The 20,131-nt window shown below is 70.6% G+C and carries 18 protein-coding genes, 1 tRNA gene and 1 pseudogene; 5 read left to right on the forward strand and 15 right to left on the reverse strand.

Annotated elements, in window-relative coordinates; genetic code table 11:
• Window positions 1–8: 8 nt before the first annotated feature.
• Window positions 9–1,703, reverse strand: coding sequence for a Hint domain-containing protein (locus tag ABD811_RS15000; protein ID WP_344947003.1), 1,695 nt, complete (start codon window positions 1,701–1,703; stop codon window positions 9–11).
• Window positions 1,704–2,183: 480 nt separating this feature from the next.
• Here ABD811_RS15000 and ABD811_RS15005 point away from each other — a divergent pair, with 480 nt between their 5' ends.
• Window positions 2,184–3,014, forward strand: coding sequence for a PD-(D/E)XK nuclease domain-containing protein (locus ABD811_RS15005; protein WP_344947006.1), 831 nt, complete (start codon window positions 2,184–2,186; stop codon window positions 3,012–3,014).
• Window positions 3,015–3,071: 57 nt separating this feature from the next.
• Here ABD811_RS15005 and ABD811_RS15010 read toward each other — a convergent pair.
• From ABD811_RS15010 to ABD811_RS15040, 7 genes and pseudogenes are all read right to left on the reverse strand, one after another.
• Window positions 3,072–3,437, reverse strand: a pseudogene (locus ABD811_RS15010) (flavoprotein); the annotation flags it as partial.
• An 848-nt stretch (window positions 3,438–4,285) separates the two neighbouring features.
• Window positions 4,286–4,489: a hypothetical protein gene (locus ABD811_RS15015; RefSeq protein WP_344947009.1), complete on the reverse strand. Its 204-nt coding sequence runs from the start codon at window positions 4,487–4,489 to the stop codon at window positions 4,286–4,288.
• A gap of 396 nt (window positions 4,490–4,885) precedes the next feature.
• Window positions 4,886–4,957, reverse strand: a tRNA-Val gene (locus ABD811_RS15020).
• 72 nt (window positions 4,958–5,029) lie between these two features.
• Window positions 5,030–5,938 (reverse strand): proteasome assembly chaperone family protein, encoded by a 909-nt coding sequence (locus tag ABD811_RS15025; RefSeq protein WP_344947464.1) that lies wholly within the window; start codon window positions 5,936–5,938, stop codon window positions 5,030–5,032.
• A 69-nt stretch (window positions 5,939–6,007) separates the two neighbouring features.
• Window positions 6,008–6,988, reverse strand: coding sequence for a CbbX protein (gene cbbX, locus ABD811_RS15030; RefSeq protein ID WP_344947012.1), 981 nt, complete (start codon window positions 6,986–6,988; stop codon window positions 6,008–6,010).
• Complete coding sequence (locus ABD811_RS15035; RefSeq protein ID WP_344947015.1) at window positions 6,985–7,422, reverse strand: ribulose bisphosphate carboxylase small subunit; 438 nt, start codon at window positions 7,420–7,422, stop codon at window positions 6,985–6,987. The genes cbbX and ABD811_RS15035 overlap by 4 nt, the downstream gene beginning before the upstream one ends.
• Window positions 7,422–8,858, reverse strand: coding sequence for a form I ribulose bisphosphate carboxylase large subunit (locus ABD811_RS15040; protein ID WP_344947018.1), 1,437 nt, complete (start codon window positions 8,856–8,858; stop codon window positions 7,422–7,424). Before ABD811_RS15040 ends, ABD811_RS15035 begins: the two co-directional genes overlap by 1 nt.
• A gap of 127 nt (window positions 8,859–8,985) precedes the next feature.
• Between ABD811_RS15040 and ABD811_RS15045 the strand changes: the two genes are divergently transcribed.
• Together ABD811_RS15045 and ABD811_RS15050 are read left to right on the forward strand one after the other, a co-directional pair.
• Window positions 8,986–9,852, forward strand: coding sequence for a LysR substrate-binding domain-containing protein (locus tag ABD811_RS15045; RefSeq protein WP_344947021.1), 867 nt, complete (start codon window positions 8,986–8,988; stop codon window positions 9,850–9,852).
• A gap of 88 nt (window positions 9,853–9,940) precedes the next feature.
• The gene (locus ABD811_RS15050) at window positions 9,941–11,119 is read left to right on the forward strand and encodes a saccharopine dehydrogenase family protein (RefSeq protein WP_344947024.1); all 1,179 of its coding nucleotides are present in this window, start codon (window positions 9,941–9,943) and stop codon (window positions 11,117–11,119) included.
• On the opposite strand, the gene ABD811_RS15055 is transcribed toward ABD811_RS15050, so the two are convergent.
• Entirely contained in the window at window positions 11,091–12,278 is a 1,188-nt protein-coding gene (locus ABD811_RS15055; protein WP_344947027.1) for a GAF domain-containing sensor histidine kinase, read from the reverse strand. The two genes, ABD811_RS15050 and ABD811_RS15055, sit on opposite strands and share 29 nt — an antisense overlap.
• Window positions 12,275–12,928 carry a response regulator gene (locus ABD811_RS15060; RefSeq protein ID WP_344947030.1) on the reverse strand — a complete coding sequence of 218 codons (654 nt, stop codon included), beginning with the start codon at window positions 12,926–12,928 and terminating at the stop codon, window positions 12,275–12,277. The genes ABD811_RS15055 and ABD811_RS15060 overlap by 4 nt, the downstream gene beginning before the upstream one ends.
• 144 nt (window positions 12,929–13,072) lie before the next feature.
• On the opposite strand from ABD811_RS15060, the gene ABD811_RS15065 reads away from it, so the two are divergent.
• Window positions 13,073–14,032 carry a phosphoribulokinase gene (locus ABD811_RS15065; RefSeq protein ID WP_344947033.1) on the forward strand — a complete coding sequence of 320 codons (960 nt, stop codon included), beginning with the start codon at window positions 13,073–13,075 and terminating at the stop codon, window positions 14,030–14,032.
• 153 nt (window positions 14,033–14,185) lie between these two features.
• On the opposite strand, the gene ABD811_RS15070 is transcribed toward ABD811_RS15065, so the two are convergent.
• The 5 genes from ABD811_RS15070 to ABD811_RS15090 form a co-directional block, all read right to left on the reverse strand.
• The gene (locus tag ABD811_RS15070) at window positions 14,186–14,536 is read right to left on the reverse strand and encodes a hypothetical protein (protein WP_344947036.1); all 351 of its coding nucleotides are present in this window, start codon (window positions 14,534–14,536) and stop codon (window positions 14,186–14,188) included.
• A 70-nt stretch (window positions 14,537–14,606) separates the two neighbouring features.
• Complete coding sequence (locus tag ABD811_RS15075; protein ID WP_344947039.1) at window positions 14,607–15,065, reverse strand: peroxiredoxin; 459 nt, start codon at window positions 15,063–15,065, stop codon at window positions 14,607–14,609.
• Between the two features lie 263 nt (window positions 15,066–15,328).
• Window positions 15,329–15,757, reverse strand: a complete 429-nt coding sequence (locus ABD811_RS15080) for a DUF3052 domain-containing protein (RefSeq protein ID WP_344947041.1) — start codon at window positions 15,755–15,757, stop codon at window positions 15,329–15,331.
• Between the two features lie 253 nt (window positions 15,758–16,010).
• A complete protein-coding gene (locus ABD811_RS15085) occupies window positions 16,011–16,418 on the reverse strand; it encodes a secondary thiamine-phosphate synthase enzyme YjbQ (protein WP_344947043.1) in 408 nt (135 codons plus the stop codon).
• A gap of 387 nt (window positions 16,419–16,805) precedes the next feature.
• Entirely contained in the window at window positions 16,806–17,006 is a 201-nt protein-coding gene (locus tag ABD811_RS15090) for a DUF1918 domain-containing protein (protein ID WP_344947045.1), read from the reverse strand.
• Between the two features lie 285 nt (window positions 17,007–17,291).
• On the opposite strand from ABD811_RS15090, the gene aceE reads away from it, so the two are divergent.
• A complete protein-coding gene (gene aceE / locus ABD811_RS15095) occupies window positions 17,292–20,078 on the forward strand; it encodes a pyruvate dehydrogenase (acetyl-transferring), homodimeric type (RefSeq protein ID WP_344947048.1) in 2,787 nt (928 codons plus the stop codon).
• Window positions 20,079–20,131: the final 53 nt, after the last annotated feature.

Genomic DNA, 20,131 nt, shown 5'->3' on the forward strand with positions numbered 1-20,131 from the left:
TCCTTCGCTCAGACGGGCTCGCCCAGCTTGCGAAGAGCCTCTTTGAGCTCGTATTCGGTGCGCACCACGATAGCACCCAGCTGCCTGGCCTGGGCGATCTGCTTCCCGGACCACTGCGTGGCGAGCACGACCACCGGCTTGCCGTTCGGATTCATCTGCCTGTTGTTGATCAATTTGGTTATCTGGTTGGTCTTGCTGGCCTTCCGGCCGTTCGAGATCTCGATGATCGCCCTGTTGGTCTCGATGTCTATTTCACCGAGGTCGCCGTTCTTACCGTACTTGCGGCCGAAGTCGCGCACGATGTTGCGAATGGATTTGGCGGTGGTCGCCTCGAGTCGCTTGTCCTCGTCGGCGGACCGCATCGCCTTGTCGATCTTGGAGTCGACGACCTTCTTCTTGAGCAGGTCGACCTCACGCTGCGCCTGGTTGGCGGCGTCCCTGTTGGCCTGGGTCGGGTTCCGGCGCGCCGCCTCCCGGGCGGCGTCGGCGTTGGCCTGCGCCTGGTCGATGAGGCCGTCGGCATCGTCGAGCCGCCCCTGCTTGATGGCGGTGTCGATGTCGTTCTTGATCTTCGCGCGCTGCTTGGCGAGCAGGTCGCAGACGCCCTTGGCCGGATCGTTGTGGACGAGGAGATCGAGCCCGCCGACCGTCACGTAGAAGGTGTGGAGTCCCTCCACCGTGAGGTTGTGGACGCGCCGCTCGACTCTGTACCGACGCGACTCGACCACCATCGCCCGGCGGCCGTCGGGTGCGGCCAGCATGTCGCCGAACACCAGGCGGCCGCCGTCGATCCAGTCGCGCGCGCCCGCCACCCAGAACGGGTGGTTGGCGGTGGCGGTGACCACCGCGGTGGGACCGCCCAGCGCACCGTCGAGGTCGACCACGACGTCCACCAGGTCCTTGGGGCCGGCGCCGACGATGGTCCGGGTGACCCGCCGCGGGCCGTCCCGGCCGGTCTCCGGATCGGCGGCCCAGACCAGGTCGCCGACGGCGACCTGCTCGATGGGTCTTCGTCTCCCATCGGCCATCAGCACCAGGGTTCCGGGCGGGAAGCTGTTGGGAGCCGCGCCCTGGCAGGCCTCCAGGGCCCTCCTCAGCCGGTCCTGGGCGGCCTTGCGGGCACCACGGGCCTTCTCCAGCCGCCGCTTGAGGTCGAGGAAGCGGTCGATCAGCTTGGCGACCTTGGGGATGGCCTTCAGCGCCTTGCCGAGCTTGCCCCACGGAATGATCCCGATCAGGCCCCAGATGCAGTCGCTGAGGTTCGGCTTCCGGATGCAGTTGATGATGTCGCCGGCCAGCCAGTCGAGCCCGAGCTTGGCGATCTCCTTGAGCAGGTTGAAGTTGTTCCACTCGTTCTCGATGGCCTGCGCTTCCTGGTCGGCCTTGGTCGCGGCGTCCTGCGCAGCCGTGTACTCCTGCTCTTCCGGCGACTCCCCACCGACCGGGTTCGTGACGGGCACACTCGGTGACGCACTCGAGCCCGGTGACGCGCTGGAGCTCGTTGACGTGCTCGGACTCGGCTGTTTCTCACCGCGATCGCAGTTCTCGCCACCGCTCAACCGGCAAACCGCGGCCCGGATGTCCCTCGTGACCGTGTCCGGGACGGCCACCACCGTGATCGCCGCGGCGACCGCGGCCACGAGCAGGGTGATGGCGATGTAGGAGAGCGCGCCCTCACCCTGATCTCCCAGTCGTCTGGGCATCTGGCGCCCCCAGGCCCGTAAGAACCCGTCAAAACCGCAAGTAAATCAACCCAACGACCCACCGACACGGGCCCCCAGACCCAATACCAGACCCAAAACAAACGATCTTGCTCCCCGAACTCTCTCCACTTCAAGATCGTTTACAACACCCCCCTCCAAACAGCCGGGGCGCCCACTCACCTACCACGCCTCCCTGCCGCCACCCGCAAACAGTCCAACCACCTCACCGCCACCACAACATCACAAATGGTCACACCCTCACCGCGCCGACAACGTCCGCCCCCGTGATCGCTTACCTGCCACCACGTGATCACGAGAGCATCACCCCTGCGTCAGACTTCCCGCACTAGATGCCGCACAGTCACTCCAGCCTCCGCACGCGTCCTACGCACGACGACAGTGCAGGAAATTCGGCGGAGTTCCGCCGCTGTCGTACGCGCGCGCTAGGATCCGCCCATGAGACATAGTCGCCTGGACTCCTTGATCAACAAGAGCCAAGAGCTGGAAGTCATGGCTTCCAAGATCCAGATTGCCCCAAACCAGATCTCACCGAGATCAGAAATTGATACTCTGATTAGCGCATATCATGAATGGTATGCGCTAGCACTCGACCTCCTCCCCGAGGAATATCAAAAACGATTTCGAGAAGAATTTGAAGGGGGGATATTCACTCCCAAGATTCGGAATTTTCTCCAGGCGCCCGGAGACGTCAGCGTACTCTACGATCCAAATAACAAAGATTTGCTTTTCGACTACTGGCAGCATCCATTCGAAAGAACCTTTCGCGGCCCTCTTCTCAATCAACGCCAGATCTTGGTTGAGGCACGACAGAAGCTTGAAGGACCGGGGTCTCTGAGTGAAGACATCTCACTCATAGAGCAGATGTGCAGGAAATTTCCAGAGTTCCTCTCGCCATTGCAGGACAGGCTGCGCGACAGGCCTCCTCTCACCATCGATGATGAGTATGACGTTCAAGATGCCGTACACGGTCTACTTCGGATCTTCTTCGACGATGTCAGGCCGGAAGATTATGTGCCTGAATATGCCGGTTCGAAATCGCGCGTAGACTTCCTACTTAAGGCGGAACGCATCGTCATCGAAGTCAAGATGACCCGCAGAGGGCTTGGGGCGAGCGAGGTTGGCGAGCAGCTCATCACCGACATCGCCCGCTACAAGTCTCATCCGGACTGCGGAGCTCTCGTCGCCTTCGTCTATGACCCCGACCGCAAAATCAAGAACAAGCGGGCCTTGGAAAATGATCTCACAGGACGGCACGATGGACTGAGAGTTTACATCTATATAGCACAGTGAGACTTGGTGGCGATTTTCGGAATAGCACCTAGATCACTTCGGCCCTACGTTGACTTTGACGAAGGGTAGGACTACTACGGGGATGCCTAGGCCGGGGGCTTCGGCGAGGATGCCCAGGGCGTAGGTGTCGCTGATGCCCGCGGCCCATTTGTTGACGGTGTTGTAAGTGGCGGGGGCGACGATGATGGCGTCGGCCTTGGGCGAGCGGGGTTCGCCTGGCTTGCGATATTGGCTGCGGACGGGGCGGCCGATTCGGGCCTCCAGGGCGGGAACGTCAATGAAGTCCAGGGCTGACGGGGTGGCGATGATCTGGACGTCCCAGCCTCGTTGGTGGGCGAGCGTGACGAGTTTGCCGACGTCGCCGGCGGGGCCGGCGGCGCACACGATGACGTAGAGGACGCGGCGGCGGTCGGGTTCGGTCACAGGCGCACCCCGATCTGTGCGGCGAATTTTCGCGGGCAAGTGGCACGGCGATCGTGCCCGTCATGCCTGATCAACTACCGGCTCCACCTCGCGGCCGGCCCCGCCGTCACAGTGCATCTGGCACGCATATGGCACGGCGATCAAGGGCACCCGGGCGCCGCGCCGCAGCCGCCTGGTGTGCGTGTCGGCCTGGGGCGTGCGGCGTAGCCGCTGTTCTTCCCTGCCTTCCTCCCCCTGGCTCCGACGAGACCTGCACTTAGCGGCGGACGAATCCCGTCAAGGGTGGCCGTAGGCCATCACGCCAGTGACGCGAAGCTCCCTTGACGGGTTCTGACCGCCGCCGTCCTCGACAACTCGGGGTCGGGGCGAGCCCTGCGCCCTTCCAGGCCCCGTTTCAGGTTTCCTAAGCGGCAAATGGTTTCGCACGTGCGCTCGTGGCGCTCCCGGGCTGGACAGAGTACGGCGTTGGCTGAAGGCTCACGGGAGTTGACGTCGGTGGGAGGGCATGCGGGTGAGCGGAAGTTGGGTGGGGTTGCTTGTCGGCACTGTGCTGGGGGCTGCGTGGGGATTCTTGGGGAACAGCTACGAGCCCGGTGACAGCGCAATCGGCACCGGGCTCATGGGCGCTGTCGTGGGAGTCGTGGCCGGAACCATGATTGATGCAGTGCGTCGTATAAGAAGCCGTCGCGGTTCTGGCCGTTCTACGGAAGAGGAAGGCCGCGACTCGTGACCAGATGAGCGGGCGGCCCGTGCCGTAGGCACCCCGTAGGGGCAAGCTTCACTCGTTGGCGGCGGCCTGCGGCCTGGATGTGACCGCCATTCGGCAACGGCGCGGACCCCGGAGGGTGTTAGGTGTAGACGCCGCGCCAATACTCCTCGGGGCTAGTGGTGAACTCATCAGGCCGGGTCTCACGAAGTTTGGTGTACCGGGCGTAATGGAACTCGATGGCTTCCTGAAGACTGCACCCGAACAACTCGGTGACCAGGCGCACGGCACCAAGCACCTGTCCGCTGAGGATCAGGCGGTCGAGCTGATCCAACTCTTCGCTCATACGCGGATGGTCACAGGTCGGGCGTCAGGACCGCCAACCGTTTCTGGGAGGCGGCGGCGCGCACCCGGTGACGGGCGGCACCCGGGCGAGTCCGACCTCGCGGGGCGCATGGGGGCATGACAGCGTCGCGGGGCACGATGATCTCCCAGCACCAGTCGGCGTGTGGTTACCAAGCGATCGCGAACGCCGTCGACGTCGAGATCAACACACCAAGATGACGACGGAATGGCCGGAGTGCTCTCGCGCGCACGAGCTAGGCACACGGGCTGATGGGACGTTGATGGCACGCAGGCCCGGTTACGAGGGCCGGACGGGGGGTTTGGGGGGTCGTCCCCCCAAAGGACACTGCGGGCCTTGGGGGAAGGCGCGCAGCGCCGACCATACTTCCCTCACGCGTGGGCGCAGCAAGGATCGAACTTGCGACTCCTCGCTTGTAAGGCGAGTGCTCTACCACTGAGCTATGCGCCCGGAAGGGATCGGGAGGTGATCCCGGTGACCGGGCAAGCGTACCCGGTCGGGGGGTGCGATCGCGAAACGAAATCAGGGCTGGGAGTCGGGGCCGTCCTGCTCGGCGAGGAAGCGTTCGAACTGGGCGGCGATCTCCTCGGCGGTGGGCATGTCCTGGGACTCGGCGAGCAGGCTCTCGCGGTCGGCGGCGCCGGCGAAGGCGTCGTACTGCTCCTCCAGGGCGCGCACCACCTTCTCGACCTCCTCGTTGCCGGCGACCTGTTCGGCGATCTCGGCGTCGGTCTTGACGGCGGCCTCGCGCAGGCGGTCGGACGGCAGGACCAGGCCGGTGGCGGAGACGACGGCCTCCAGGGCGGCGACGGCGGCGGCCGGGTAGGCGGCCTGGGCGAGGTAGTGGGGGACGTGGACGGCGAAGCCGAGCGCGTCGTGGCCCGCCTCCCCCAGGCGCAGTTCGAGCAGGGCGGCGGCGCTGCCGGGCACCTGGACCTTGTCGAACCAGGAGGTGCGGGAGATCAGCTCGGAGCGGGTGGCGTGCGAGGTCAGGCCGACCGGACGGGTGTGCGGCACGCCCATGGGGATGCCGTGGAAGCCGACGACGAGGCGGACGCCCAGGCGTTCGACCAGGTGGCGGACGGCGGCGGTGAAGCCCTCCCAGAGCCGGTCGGGCTCGGGTCCGCTGAGCAGGAGGAACGGGGTGCCGACCTCGTCGCGCAGCAGGTGGACGACCAGTTCGGGGGCGTCGTAGGACGCCCAGTGGTCGCGGTCGTAGACCATCATCGGGCGGCGGGCCCGGTAGTCCAGCAGCGAGTCCACGTCGAAGCGCGCGATCACGCGGTGGTCCAGCGCGTCGAGGAGGTGCTCGCGCAGGAGCTGCCCGGTGGAACCCGCGTCGACGAAGCCGTCGAGGCTGTGCAGCAGCACCGGTCCGGACAGCTCCGGCAGGTCGGTGTCCAGCTCGTACAGATCCTCAGGGTTGCGCACCGTCTCCCCCACATTCCTCATGCCGACGCACTCAACACTAGGACATGGCGGGGCGGTCCCCTCACGTGATCATTCTCGCGCCGGGAAAACGCGGCTGGCGAGGAAGTCCTCGGGACGCAGCGTGGTCAGGTCGTCGCGTCCGGCGGTGCCGCCGGCGGCGACGAGGCGGCCCGCGTGGCGCAGCCGGGCGCGTTCGATGGCGTTGCGGACGGAGCGGGCGTTGGCGAAGCGGGGCTGGGCGCGGCGGCGTTGGAGGTAGTCGCGGAAGACGGGCACGGCGTCGGCGGACAGGACGTAGCCCTCGCGTTCCAGCATGAGGTGCCCGATCGCCTCCAGTTCCGGGGGCGTGTAGTCGGGGAAGTCGATGTGGTGGGCGATGCGGGAGCTCATGCCCGGGTTGGAGGCGAAGAAGGAGTCCATGCGGTCCTTGTAGCCGGCCAGGACCACCACCAGGTCGTCGCGCTGGTTCTCCATCACCTGGAGGAGTATTTCGATGGCCTCCTGGCCGTAGTCGCGTTCGTTCTCGGCGCGGTAGAGGTAGTAGGCCTCGTCGATGAACAGCACGCCGCCCATGGCGCGTTTGAGCACCTCCTTGGTCTTGGGGGCGGTGTGCCCGACGTACTGGCCGACGAGGTCGTCGCGGGTGACCGAGACGAGGTGGCCGCGGCGGACGTAGCCGAGGCGGTGCAGCAGTTCGGCCAGGCGTATGGCGACGGTGGTCTTGCCGGTTCCGGGGCTGCCGGTGAAGCACATGTGCAGGTTGGGGCGGCCGGTGCCGATGCCGAAGCGGGCGCGGGCCCGGTCGACCAGCAGCAGCGCGGCGATCTCCCGGATGCGGCTCTTGACGGGGGCCAGGCCGACCAGTTCGGCGTCGAGCGCGTCCAGCACGTCGTCGACGTGGGATTCGGCGCGTTCGGCCACCAGGTCGACGCGGGCGTTCGGCGGCAGCGGCTCCTGAGGAGGCGACGGTTCCCCGGCGCCCGGCGGCGTTGGAGTCGCCGGGGAACCGTTCTCGGACGGCCGCATGCCGAATCCGAGTCTGTCGCTCAATCCGACCCCTCCGCGGAGACGTAGCGGGACCCCTGGGGCCGGTCGAGCGCGTACGGGTGGAGGCGGACGCGGACCTGCCGGTCGCTGGTCTCCTCGCGGTCGACGCGGAAGCCCGGCTCGTCCGCCGGGCGCTGCACGATGAACGACAGCGCGGTGGTCTGCCGCCCGTAGCCCGCGTCGTAGGCGTTGAGGCGGACGTAGTGGTTCGGGTACGCCCTGCGGCACTCGTTGACCTCGTGGACGACCCCGGCGGGGTCGGTGAGGTCGAACATCGGCAGGCCCCACATCTCCCAGTAGGTGTTGCGGGGGTGCGGGTCGTCGGTGAACTCGACCGAGCAGGGCCAGCCGCGTTCCAGGGCGTAGGCGACCTGCGCGGCGATCTCGTCGTCGGTGAGGTCGGGCAGGTAGGAGAAGGTGCCTTGGGTGATGCGCATCAGATGCTCACAGGGGTCTCGACGACGTCGGGGGTGTCGGTGGACTCGAACGTGAACGTCACGTCGCCCCAGGTGGACAGCGCCACGTCCAGCTCGCGGCTGTGCCTGGCGGCGGCGCGCAGGATGTCGGGGCCCTCGGCGAGGAAGTCGCGGCCCTCGTTGCGCGCCTTGATCATCGCCTCGAGGGCGACGCGGTTGGCGGTGGCGCCGGCGGCGATGCCCATGGGGTGGCCGATGGTGCCGCCGCCGAACTGCAGGACGACGTCCTCGCCGAGGTGGTGCAGCAGCTGGTGCATCTGCCCGGCGTGGATGCCGCCGGACGCGACGGGCATGGTGCCCGGCAGGGACGCCCACTCCTGGTCGAAGTACAGGCCCTTGTGCGGGTCGGCCTCGACGCGGTCCAGGCGCAGCGTGTCGTAGAACCCGGCGACGCTGCCCGGGTCGCCCTCCAGCTTGCCGACGACCGTACCGGCGTGGACGTGGTCGACCCCGGCCAGCCGCATCCACTTGGCGATCACGCGGAAGCTGACGCCGTGCGTCTTCTGCCGCGTGTACGTGGAGTGCCCGGCGCGGTGCAGGTGCAGCAGGACGCCGTTGCGCCGCGCCCACTTGGCCATCGACTGGATCGCTGTGTACCCGACGGTCAGGTCGATCATGACGATGACGCTGCCGAGGTCGCGGGCGAACTCGGCCCGCTCGTACATGTCCTCCATGGTCGCGGCGGTCACGTTCATGTAGTGGCCCTTGACCTCGCCGGTCGCGGCCTGCGCCCGGTTGACGGCCTCCATGCAGAACAGGAACCGGTCGCGCCAGCGCATGAACGGCTGGGAGTTGATGTTCTCGTCGTCCTTGGTGAAGTCCAGGCCGCCGCGCAGCGCCTCGTACACGACCCGGCCGTAGTTGCGCGCCGACAGGCCCAGCTTCGGCTTGACGGTGGCGCCGAGCAGGGGACGGCCGAACTTGCCCAGGTACTCGCGCTCCATGACGATGCCGTGCGCGGGCCCCTGGAAGGTCTTGACGTAGTGCGCGGGGATGCGCATGTCCTCCAGCCGCAGCGCCCTGAGCGCCTTGAACCCGAAGACGTTGCCGATGATGGAGCTGGTCAGGTTGGCGATCGAGCCTTCCTCGAACAGGTCGAGGTCGTAGGCGATGTAGGCGATGAACTCGCCCTCGCGTCCGGGCACGGCCTCCACCCGGTAGCACTTGCCCTGGTAGTTGTCGTAGCTGGTGAGCCGGTCGGTCCACACGACGGTCCAGGTGGCGGTGGACGACTCGCCCGCGACGGCCGCGCCCGCCTCCTCCGGCGGCACGCCGCGCTGGGGGGTGATCCGGAACGCCGCCAGCACGTCGGTGTCCCTGGGCTGGTAGTCGGGCCGCCAGTAGCCCATCTCGGCGTACGGGATCACGCCCGCCGACCATCTGTCCGCGCTGCTCATCGCCCGCTCCCGTCCGTGGTCTGCGTTGGGTGGACGATTCGAGCCTGCCGCGCCGATACTTGCAATGTCCATCAAGTCTTCAGCGGTGACCATCAACCGATCGTTTGAACCTGCGGGAGGGAGCGGGATGACCGAGGCGCGGCTGCGGTCGTTCGTGACGGTCGCGGACACCGGGTCGGTGCGGGCGGCGGCGCAGCGGCTGTACGTCACCGAGTCGGCGGTGTCGGCGGCGGTCGCGGCGCTGTCCCGGGAGGTGGGGGTGCCGCTGGTGGAGCGGGACGGACGGGGCCTGCGCCTGACCCCGGCCGGCGCCGCCTACGCCGCGTACGCCCGTCAGGTGCTCGGCCTGCTCGAGCAGGGACGGGCCGCGGCCCGGGACGCGGCCGACCCGGCCCGCGGTTCGCTGCGGCTGGCCGCCGTGACCACCGCCGCCGACCAGCTGCTGCCCGAGCTGCTGGCCTCGTTCCGCGCGCGCCTGCCGGACGTCGAGGTCGCCCTGGAGGTGGGGCCGAGCCGCCAGGTGTGGGGCAGCCTCGCCGCCCACCAGGCCGACCTCGTGCTGGCCGGACGCCCGCCCGCGGGCGTGCCGGCGACGGTCCTGGCCCGCCGTCCCAACGAGCTGGTGGTCGTGGGCTCCCCCGCGGTGGCGGCGGGGTTCGCGCTGGGCACCACTCCGTGGGTGATGCGGGAGCCGGGGTCGGGCACGCGGGCGACGGCCGAGGCGTACCTGGCCGACCGCGCCGCCGCCCCGCCGCGCCTGGTGCTGGGCTCGAACGGCGCGGTGATCGCCGGGGCGGCGGCGGGGCTGGGGGTGGCGCTGGTGTCGCGGGACGCCGTCGGCGCCGAGCTGGCCGGCGGACGGCTCGTCGTCGTCGACGCCCCCGGCATGCCGCTGGACCGTCCCTGGCACGCCGTGGCGGGGACGACCCTCACCCCGACGGCCCGCCTGTTCGTCCGCCACCTGACCGACGCGCCGGGCTGGACACCCGCCTGAGGGTCCGTGAACGCCTCGCGGCGGCGCGCCAGAATCGGATTCGACTCATGCTCCGCCACAGCAACCGACACCACGGGAAGGGGTCACCATGACCGCCGACCGTCCGTACGACATCGTCCTGTTCGGCGCCACCGGGTTCACCGGCGGGCTGACGGCCGAGTACCTGGCCGGGCACGCTCCCCCGGGCACCCGCTGGGCGCTGGCGGGCCGCGACCGGGGCCGCCTGGAGGCGGTGCGCGACCGTCTCGCGGCCATCGACCCGGCCTGCAAGGACCTGCCGCTGCTGCACGCCGACTCCACCGACGCGGCGTCGCTGCGGGACGTCGCCACGTCCGCCCGCGTGGTGATCACCACGGTGGGTCCGTACGCCAGGTACGGGGAGCCGCTGGTGGCCGCGTGCGCCCGCGCGGGCACCGACTACCTCGACCTGACCGGCGAGCCGACGTTCGTCGACCGCATGTACGTCCGCCACCACGAGGACGCGGTCAACAGCGGCGCCCGCATCGTGCACGCCTGCGGCTTCGACTCCATCCCGCACGACCTGGGCGTCTACTTCACCGTCAAGCACCTGCCCGAGGGCGTGCCGGTGCGGGTGGAGGAGTTCGTCCGGGTGAAGGTCGACCCATCCGGCGGCACCTGGCACTCGGCGATCGGGATCTTCTCCGACCTGCCCGGCATGTGGCGGGCCCGGCGCGAGCGCCGCCACGCGGAGGTGTGGCCCGCCGGACGCCGCGTGCGCGTGTCGCAGCGGCCCGTCCCGCACACCCGCCTCGGCTCGGGCTGGACGCTGCCGATGCCGACCATCGACCCGGACATCGTGTCCCGGTCGGCCGCCGCGCTGGACCGTTACGGCCCCGACTTCAGCTTCGGCATGTACCTGGCGGTGCGGCGGCTGCCCACCGTCCTCGGCATGGCGGCGGGCGCCACGGCCGCCATGGCGCTGGCGCAGCTCCCGCCCACGCGCAGGCTGCTGCTGCGGATGCGCGCCCCCGGCCAGGGCCCGTCCCCCGAGACGCGCGCCCAGAGCTGGTTCCGGCTGACGTTCGTCGGCGAGGGCGGCGGCGAACGCGTGGTCACCGAGGTGGCGGGCGGCGACCCCGGCTACGACGAGACCGCCAAGATGCTCGCCGAGTCGGCGTTGTGCCTGGCGCACGACGACCTGCCGGAGACGTCGGGGCAGGTCACCCCCGCCGCGGCCATGGGCGACGCGCTGCTCGACCGGCTGGTGCGGGTGGGCATCACCTTCCGCGTCGTGCGGGAAGGCTGACTCCCTCCGCGTCGCCGCGCCCGGTCTCCGGGCCGCGGCGCCGGGAGGCCGGCACCGGCACGACGGCCTCGACCGTCGTGCCGCCGCCCGGGCGGCTGGTCACCGACACCCGGCCGCCGAGCAGCTCGGCGCGTTCGGCCATGCCGCGCAGCCCGTAGGAGCCGGGACGGCGGCCGGGCGCGAACACGTCCCGGATGGAGAAGCCCACGCCGTCGTCGGTGACGGCCAGCCGCACCCGGTCCCGGTCGTGCTCCAGCAGCAGGTCGACGCAGGTGGCGGACGCGTGCCGCAGGCAGTTGCCCACCGCCTCCTGCGCGATCCGGTACAGCGCGGTCTGCACGTGGTCGGGCAGCGCGTTCTCCAGCTCCCCGGTGACCGTGACGGTGACGTCCAGGCGTGCCGCGCCCGCCTCGCGCGCCAGCGTGGCCAGCGCCGCCGACAGGCCCAGGTCGTCCAGCACCGGCGGGCGCAGGCCGCCGATCGCGGCGCGGGTCTCGGCGGCGGCCAGCTCGCACAGCCGCCGGGCCAGGCCGATCTGCTCGGCGGCCTCGGGATGGTGGTCGGGCAGCGCCCGCTCGGCCGCCGACAGGTGGAACCCGAGCCCGGCCAGCCGCTGGGCGATGCCGTCGTGGATCTCGCGGCTGAGCCGGGACCGCTCGGCCTCCTGCACCTCCACGGCGCGTTCGGCGAACCGTTCGGCGGCGTGCTCGCGTTCCTTGGCGGCGCGCAGCCGCCGGCACGACGACAGGACGGGCGCGAACAGCACGGCCAGCGCCGCCGCCAGCGCCACGTCCTCCTCCCGGCAGGGGCCGGCGGACCGGACGTCCACCACGGCGATCGTGGTCGCGTCGTCGCCGTGCACGGGGATCGCGACGCCCCGTCCGTCGGCGTGCCGGCGGGCGCGTCCGTGGGCGGCCACCCAGCCCGCGTCGCCGTCGCCCAGCGGCACGCGCGGGCGGCCGGGGGCCTCCAGCGCCCGGTCGTCCTCGTCCAGGACGTACACGTCGCAGAACGTCAGCGCCTCGGCCGACCGGACCACGAGCCCGGCCAGCTCCTCGGCCAGCTCCGGCAGCTCCCGGGCCGCGCACGCCGCCGTCACCACGCGCACCAGCAGATCGGTCCCGCGCGCGGCGAGCAGCTCCAGCGGCGGCCGCGTCATCGGAACAGCCCCTCGCGCAGGGCGACGGCGATCGCCGCCGACCGGTCGGTCACCTCCAGCTTGCGGTAAAGCCCGCGCAGATGACTTTTGACCGTCTCCTCGCTCAGCACCAGCCGCGCCGCGATCGCCCGGTTGGACAGCCCGCCGACCAGCAGCGACAGCACCTCGCTCTCGCGCTGGGTGAGCCCCCGCTCGGCGCCCGGCCAGAACTCGCCGCGGCCCAGCCGGGCGGCGGTGACCGCCATCCGGCCCGCCAGCGTCGGGTCGACGACCGTCTCGCCCTGCGCCACCTCCTCCAGGCGCCGCACCAGCTCCGGCCCGTCGACCCGTTTGAGCAGGTAGCCGCCGGCGCCCGCGCGCAACGCCTCGAACACGTACTGTTCGTCGTCGTACACCGACAGGAACACCACGCGCGAGCCGGGCGCCTGGCGGGTCAGCGTGCGGCACAGGTCCAGGCCGCTCTCCGGGCCGAGCCGCACGTCCAGCAGCACCACGTCCGGGCGCAGCGAGGTGACCAGCCGGGTCGCCTCCGCCCCGCCGCCCGCCTGCCCGACCACGCGCACGCGCCCGGCGAAGCCCGCCAGCATGGCCTTCAGCCCGGCGAGGATCATCTCGTGGTCGTCGACCAGGACGACGCGAATGGGCCCCATTCGGGAAAGATAACAAGCCGCTGCCTACCCGCCAGTAGGAAGGGCTTCACCCCGTGAATCCCCTGATCGGGGGACGCGGCGAGCAGGCACGGCGGCCTAGCGTCGCGAGCACGACCGACCACCGCGGGACGCTGAGGAGGCCAGGTGCCCCATCGGATCGTGCACATGCTGCGGGCGCGCGGCTCGGCCCGCCGACCCGTCATGCTCGCCATCGCCGGGGACAGCGCGGCGGGCAAGACGACCCTCACCCGGGGGCTGGTGCGGTGCCTGGGGGCCGACCGGATGACGGCCGTCTGCGTGGACGACTACCACCGCTACGACCGCGCCGAACGCCGGGACAAGCCCTTCACCGCCCTGCACCCCGACTGCAACCACATCGACATCATGGAGCAGCACCTGCAACTGCTGTCGATGGGCGAGCCGATCCTCAAACCCGTGTACGACCACGCCACCGGGCGGCTGGTGCGTCCCGAGCTGGTCCGGCCGCGCGACTTCGTGATCGTCGAGGGTCTGCTCCCCCTGCACACCCGGCTGGCGCGGGCATGCTTCGACATCACCGTCTACCTCGACCCGCCCGAGGACCTGCGGCACCGCTGGAAGGTCGACCGGGACTGCCGCAACCGCGGCTACACGCCCGACCAGGTGCGCGGCGAACTCGACCGCCGGGAGCCGGAGAGCGCCGCCTACATCCGCCCGCAGCGCCGCTGGGCCGACATCGTGGTGCGCTTCGCGCCCGTCGCGGGACGCGCCGACCCGCCCGGCACGCCCCTGTCGGCCGAACTGCTGCTGCGCCCCACCATCGACCATCCCGAGCTGGCCGGGGTGCTCAAGGAGCCGGGGACCGCCATGCACCTGCGGCTGCGCCGCGACACCGACGGCCGTCCCGTGGACGCGCTGCACGTCCACGGCTACGTGTCCCCCGAAGAGTCCCAGGTCGTCAAGAAGGCCATCTGGGAACGTCTGGGGCCGCGCGCGGGCGACGGCAGCATCGACCGCGACGCCCTGGGCCGCCTGGCCGACGGCACCGCCAGCGATCCCCTGGCGATCACCCAGCTGCTGCTGCTGTACCACCTGCTGGACGCCGACAACCGCCAGGCCGCCTGAGGACGGGCTCCGCGACGCGCGGGGAGGCCCCGGACTTCCGGGCCGCGCGGTCGCGGCCGCCGGGAGGGCGTTCACTTTCCTCGGCGCCGGACGCCCTCCCGGCCTCCCTCACCGGCCTGCGGCGGCCTGGTGGACTGGCCGGAGGCCGGGTGGTCAGCGGATGGGGCCGCGCTTGAGCACGCGGGACAGCGCCGCCGCGACCTCTTGCGACAGGCCGGCGTCGGCCGGGCCGGCGCCGCCGGACGGCACCAGGTCACCGGGGCGTTCGTCGTCGCGGACGGCCTCGCGGGTGTGCCCGCAGTCGCGGCACTCCACCTCGCCCAGGCGGCACGTCAGAACGGTGGAGCCGCAGGCGTCACACCGGTCGAGTTCGGCCGTCCAGTCGTGTTCGGCCTGGCAGCGGGGGCAGATCAGCACCTGGCGGTCCGCCCGGACCCCGCGCTTCCACGGGCTCGCGCCGCGGACGGGGTCGGTCTGCCGCGCCCCGCATCGGAAGCAGGGCATCACACCTCCAGGGGTGCGAAGGGTACGGACCGGCCCGGCCGGCGTGCGGCCGGGCCCGGCCCTGGACGACCTACAGCGCGGCGAGCGCCTTGCGGTACTCGTCGATGTCGCGCGCGTCCGGGATCGCGTTGACGACCTTCCAGCGGACGACGCCCTCGGTGTCGATGATGAACGTGCCGCGCAGCGCCACGCCGCGCTCCTCGTCGAACACCCCGTAGCTGCGCGCCACCCCGCCGTGCGGCCAGAAGTCCGCCAGCAGCGGGAACTGGTACTTCTCCTGCTCGGACCAGGCCCGCAGCGAGAACATCGAGTCGACCGACACCGCCAGCACCTGGACGTCGTCACCGCCCAGCGTGGGCAGCTCGTCGCGGATCGTGCACAGCTCGCCCGTGCACACGCCGCTGAACGCCAGGGGGTAGAACACCAGGACGACGTTCTTCCGGCCCCGGTAGTCCGACAGCTTCACCGGGGTTCCGTGCTGGTCCTTCAGCTCGAAGTCCGGCGCGCTGCCGCCAACCTCAACCGCCATGCCTCTCCCGCGGATCGCCCCGCCACGGCGGGGAACTCCTCGTCCCCGCGGTCACGGGGACGTGCGCGCGCACCACGGCGCGACGCGGCCCAGTCTGCCATCTCCCGTCGCCGGCGGGAGGCCCGGCGGCCGCCCCGCCCCGCTCACCCCGGCCGCACGGCACGATGGAAGTGGGGCCGCGCGGTCGTCGTCGTGGCGCAGCTCTCACCGGCGCCGCGGCCGGGCGGGTCACGCCGGGCGGGCGGCGGTCGCCCGCGGCCGGGCTACTTGCGCGCCTTCGGCGGCACCAGTCGGGTGCCGGACCACTCCCTGGCGGCGCTGACGCTCTTGGTCTGGGTCAGGCCGGCGCTGCGGGCGGCCTCGCCGATGTCGCTGGGCTCCACATGCCCCTCACGGCCCGCCTTCGGCGTGAGCAGCCAGATGTATCCCCCGTCGGTGAGCGGGACCTGCGCGTCGGTGAGTCCGTCGAACAGGTCGCCGTCGTCCTCCCGCCACCACAGCAGCACGACGTCGACCACGTCTCCGTAGTCCTCGTCGACCAGCTCGTTCCCCGTGACCGCCTCGACGGAGGAACGCAGCTCCTCGTCGACGTCGTCGTCGAAACCGATCTCCTGCACCACCTGGTCCGGCTTGAAGCCGAGCCGTTCGGCCAGGCTGCGCTCAGTCTGCGCCTGACCCGCGGTCGCGCTCACGAAAGTCCTCCCATGGTCGATAGCCCGCGCGGCGCCGTTCCCGGCCCCCGAGCGGAGGCCCCTGCGCACCGGCCGGGGCGCGGGGGCGCGGCACATTTCACGTGTCCGAGTCTGACACCGCTGCGGTGTTTGCGGGACAGTCCACACAAGTGAGGGGCCCTAGCGCAAGTGTCTTCCCGGCATTTGGTGGGCTCATTGGCGGGAACGCCGCCGGGCTGGTCACTGGACACCCACCGAGCGTAACAATCCATGCTCAGCCCGCAAGGAAGGACAGCCGGACCTGCCGCTCGGGATTGTCGACGTTGAGGTCGACGAGCGCCACCGACTGCCAGGTTCCGAGGGCCAGCCGCCCGCCCACGACGGGGATCGTCGCGTACGGCGGCACGATCGCGGGCATCACGTGGGACCGCCCGTGACCGCGCGAGCCGTGCGCGTGCCGCCACCGGTCGTCGGCCGGCAGCAGGTCGCCGAGCGCGGCCAGCAGGTCGTCGTCGCTGCCCGAGCCCAGCTCGATCAGCGCCACCCCCGCGGTGGCGTGCGGCACGAAGACGTGCAGCAACCCGTCCTCGCCCGCCTCGGCGGCGAACCGTTCGCACTCGGCGGTGATGTCGTGCACGACGTCCCGGTTCCCAGTGGTCACCCGCACCACGACGCTCTTCATGACCCGCTTGTTTACCCCATCCCCGGACCCCGATGCGTGATCGCCCGGCCGGGCGCGCCGAGACCGCAACTGGCCAGCGTCCCCGCCCGGAAATGACCGGCTCCGGCCGCGCCGCGCAGCGCTCGGCCGAGCCGCCGCCCCGGCACCTGCACTCGGGCCGCGCGCACAGCCGTCCCAGGGCCGCCGCACGGCGGCCGGCCACTCGTGATTGCGATTACGCACTGTGGTTATGACTACAGGGTGTGGAGATTGATCGGCGGACGGGGCCGGCGCGCGATCCCAGCGCCCCGCCACGGCCAAGGGGTGCGGGGATGCGGCGTGGGACGCGGCCGCCTGGGGAAAGGGCGCCGATGACGACCCCTGGGGGCGCCATCGGCGCCGGTGCGGTCAGTGCTTGGCGGCGGCCTTCGCCGGTTCGATCACGGCGTCGGGCCCCGGGAAGCAGAGACCCTCGTGTCCGTCCTCGAAGCGCACGACGTACGGCGGGCCGCCGTCGGGGCCGCGGACCTCGATGATCTCTCCCACCCGGTCCGGCTGGCCCACGAGCTTGGCGTGCACGTGCAGTCGATCTCCGACCGATGCCTTCATCACACCCCCAGGCACATGCGATCTTGCTGGTCGTACGGGTCCTGTCCGGGCGTTCATACCCTGGTTGTGGATTCATACCTTCCTGGGCGCCGGCGTCCCGCCGGGAGGCGGCGCGGACGCTCCAGGAAATCGGGCAAATCGCCCCACCAAAGACCCTGACACCCGTCGTGACCGGGGAAAATAGTTACTGACTGGTAGAGATGCGATGGCCGCCCCGAGGGGCGACGATGGATCACGAAACCGGCGACGAACAGTCGCGAGACGGTACGGCACAGAGGGGACCCCGTGGCTACCGGACGTCAACGCTTTTCGATCATCAGCGACGGCCTGCCGAGCCAGCTGCCGGACATCAACCCGGACGAGACCCGGGAGTGGCTGGAGTCGCTGGACACGGTCATCAAGACCGAGGGCAAGGGCCGCGCGCGCTACGTGATGCTGCGCCTGCTGGAACGCGCCCGCGAGCAGCAGGTCGGCGTCCCCGGCCTGCGCAGTACCGACTTCATCAACACGATCCCGCCGGAGCACGAGCCCTGGTTCCCCGGCGACGAGCACATCGAGCGGCGCATCCGGGCCTACATCCGGTGGAACGCCGCGATCATGGTGTCCCGGGCCAACCGGCCGGAGCTGGGCGTCGGCGGACACATCGCCACCTACGCCTCGGCCGCGTCGCTCTACGAGGTCGGGTTCAACCACTTCTTCCGCGGCAAGGACCACGGCGAGTCCGGCGACCAGGTGTTCATCCAGGGGCACGCGGCGCCCGGCATCTACGCCCGCGCCTACCTGGAGGGGCGGCTGCCGCAGGACAAGCTGGACGGGTTCCGCCAGGAGATCTCACACCCGGGCGGCGGGCTGTCGTCGTACCCGCACCCGCGGCTGATGCCCGACTTCTGGGAGTTCCCCACGGTCTCGATGGGGCTGACCGCGATCGACGCGGTCTACCAGGCCCGCTTCAACCGCTACCTGTACAACCGCAAGATCAAGGACACGTCCCGGTCGCACGTGTGGGCCTTCCTCGGCGACGGCGAGATGGGCGAGCCGGAGTCGCTGGGCGCCATCGGCCTGGCCGCGCGCGAGGAGCTGGACAACCTCACCTTCGTCGTCAACTGCAACCTGCAGCAGCTGGACGGCCCGGTGCGCGGCAACGGCAAGATCATCCAGGAGCTGGAGTCGTTCTTCCGCGGCGCGGGCTGGAACGTCATCAAGGTGATCTGGGGCCGCGACTGGGACCCGCTGCTGGCCCAGGACGTCGACGGCGTGCTGGTCAACAAGATGAACACCACGCCGGACGGGCAGTTCCAGACCTACTCGGTCGAGTCCGGCGCCTACATCCGCGAGCACTTCTTCGGCGACGACCCGCGGCTGCGCAAGATGGTCGAGCACCTGTCGGACGACGACCTGCGCCGCCTGTCGCGCGGCGGGCACGACTACCGCAAGGTGTACGCGGCGTTCAAGGCGGCCCGCGAGCACGTCGGCCAGCCCACGGTGATCCTCGCGCACACCATCAAGGGATGGACGCTCGGCCCCGACTTCGAGGCCCGCAACGCCACCCACCAGATGAAGAAGCTCACCAAGGCCGAGCTCAAGGAGTTCCGCGACCGGCTCTACCTGGACATCCCCGACTCGGCGCTGGAGGCGGACCTGCCGCCGTACTACCACCCGGGCGAGGACTCCGACGAGATCGAGTACATGCGCGAGCGGCGGGCGGCGCTCGGCGGGTTCCTGCCCAGGCGGGTGGTGCGCGCCAAGCCGCTGAAGCTGCCCGGCGACCCGGTGTACGCGTCGCTGAAGAAGGGCTCGGGCAAGCAGAACGTCGCCACCACCATGGCGTTCGTCCGGCTGCTCAAGGACCTGATCAAGGACGAGAACATCGGCGCCCGGTTCGTCCCGATCGCCCCGGACGAGTACCGCACGTTCGGCATGGACTCGCTGTTCCCCACGTCCAAGATCTACTCGCCGCACGGGCAGACCTACGAGGCCGTCGACCGCAAGCTGCTGCTGTCGTACAAGGAGTCCGAGCAGGGGCAGATGCTGCACGAGGGCATCAGCGAGGCCGGGTCGATGGCCTCGACGATCGCCGCGGGCACCTCCTACGCCACGCACGGCGAGCACATGATCCCCGTCTACATCTTCTACTCGATGTTCGGGTTCCAGCGGACCGGCGACCAGATGTGGGCGCTGGGCGACCAGATGGGCCGCGGCTTCCTGCTGGGCGCCACGGCGGGCCGCACCACGCTCACCGGCGAGGGCCTGCAGCACGCCGACGGCCACTCCCCGCTGCTGGCCGCGTCCAACCCCGCCTGCGTGCACTACGACCCGACGTGGGCGTTCGAGCTGGCGCACATCGTGCGGGACGGGCTGCGCCGCATGTACGGCTCGTCCGACGAGCACCCGCACGGCGAGGACGTCTTCTACTACCTCACCGTCTACAACGAGCCGTACCAGCAGCCCGCCGAGCCGGACGACCTGGACGTCGAGGGCCTGCTCAAGGGCCTGTACCGGTACCGCGAGGCGCCGCGGGCGGGCAACGGGGCCGAGGCGCCGCGGGCGCAGATCCTGGCGTCCGGCGTGGGCGGGCGCTGGGCCCTGGAGGCGCAGCGGCTGCTGGCCGAGGACTGGGGCGTGGCCGCCGACGTGTGGTCGGCCACCTCGTGGAACGAGCTGGCCCGTGAGGCCCGCTCCTGCGACGAGTGGAACCTGCTGCACCCCGAGGCCGACCAGCGCGTCCCGTACGTGACGCGCGTGCTGGAGAACGCGCCCGGCCCGATCGTGGCGGTGTCGGACTACATGCGCGCCGTCCCCGACCAGATCGCGCCGTGGGTGCCCGGCGACTTCCTCTCGCTCGGCACCGACGGGTTCGGCTTCTCCGACACCCGCGCCGCCGCCCGCCGCTTCTTCCACGTCGACGCGGCGTCCATCGTGCTCGCCGTGCTGACCCGGCTGGCCCGGCAGGGCGAGGTCAAGCCGGAGACGCTGCAGCAGGCCATCGAGCGCTACCGGCTGAACGACGACGTGGCCTCGGTGTTCGCGGGCGGCGTGCAGACCGCCGAGAGCAACACCGGCGGCGACGCCTGACGCCCTGACCCCGGCCGCGCGGGCGGGTGCCGAGATCACGGAGGTGTAGGCCG

Source organism: Actinomadura miaoliensis, from assembly GCF_039536785.1.
GTDB lineage: Bacteria > Actinomycetota > Actinomycetes > Streptosporangiales > Streptosporangiaceae > Spirillospora > Spirillospora miaoliensis.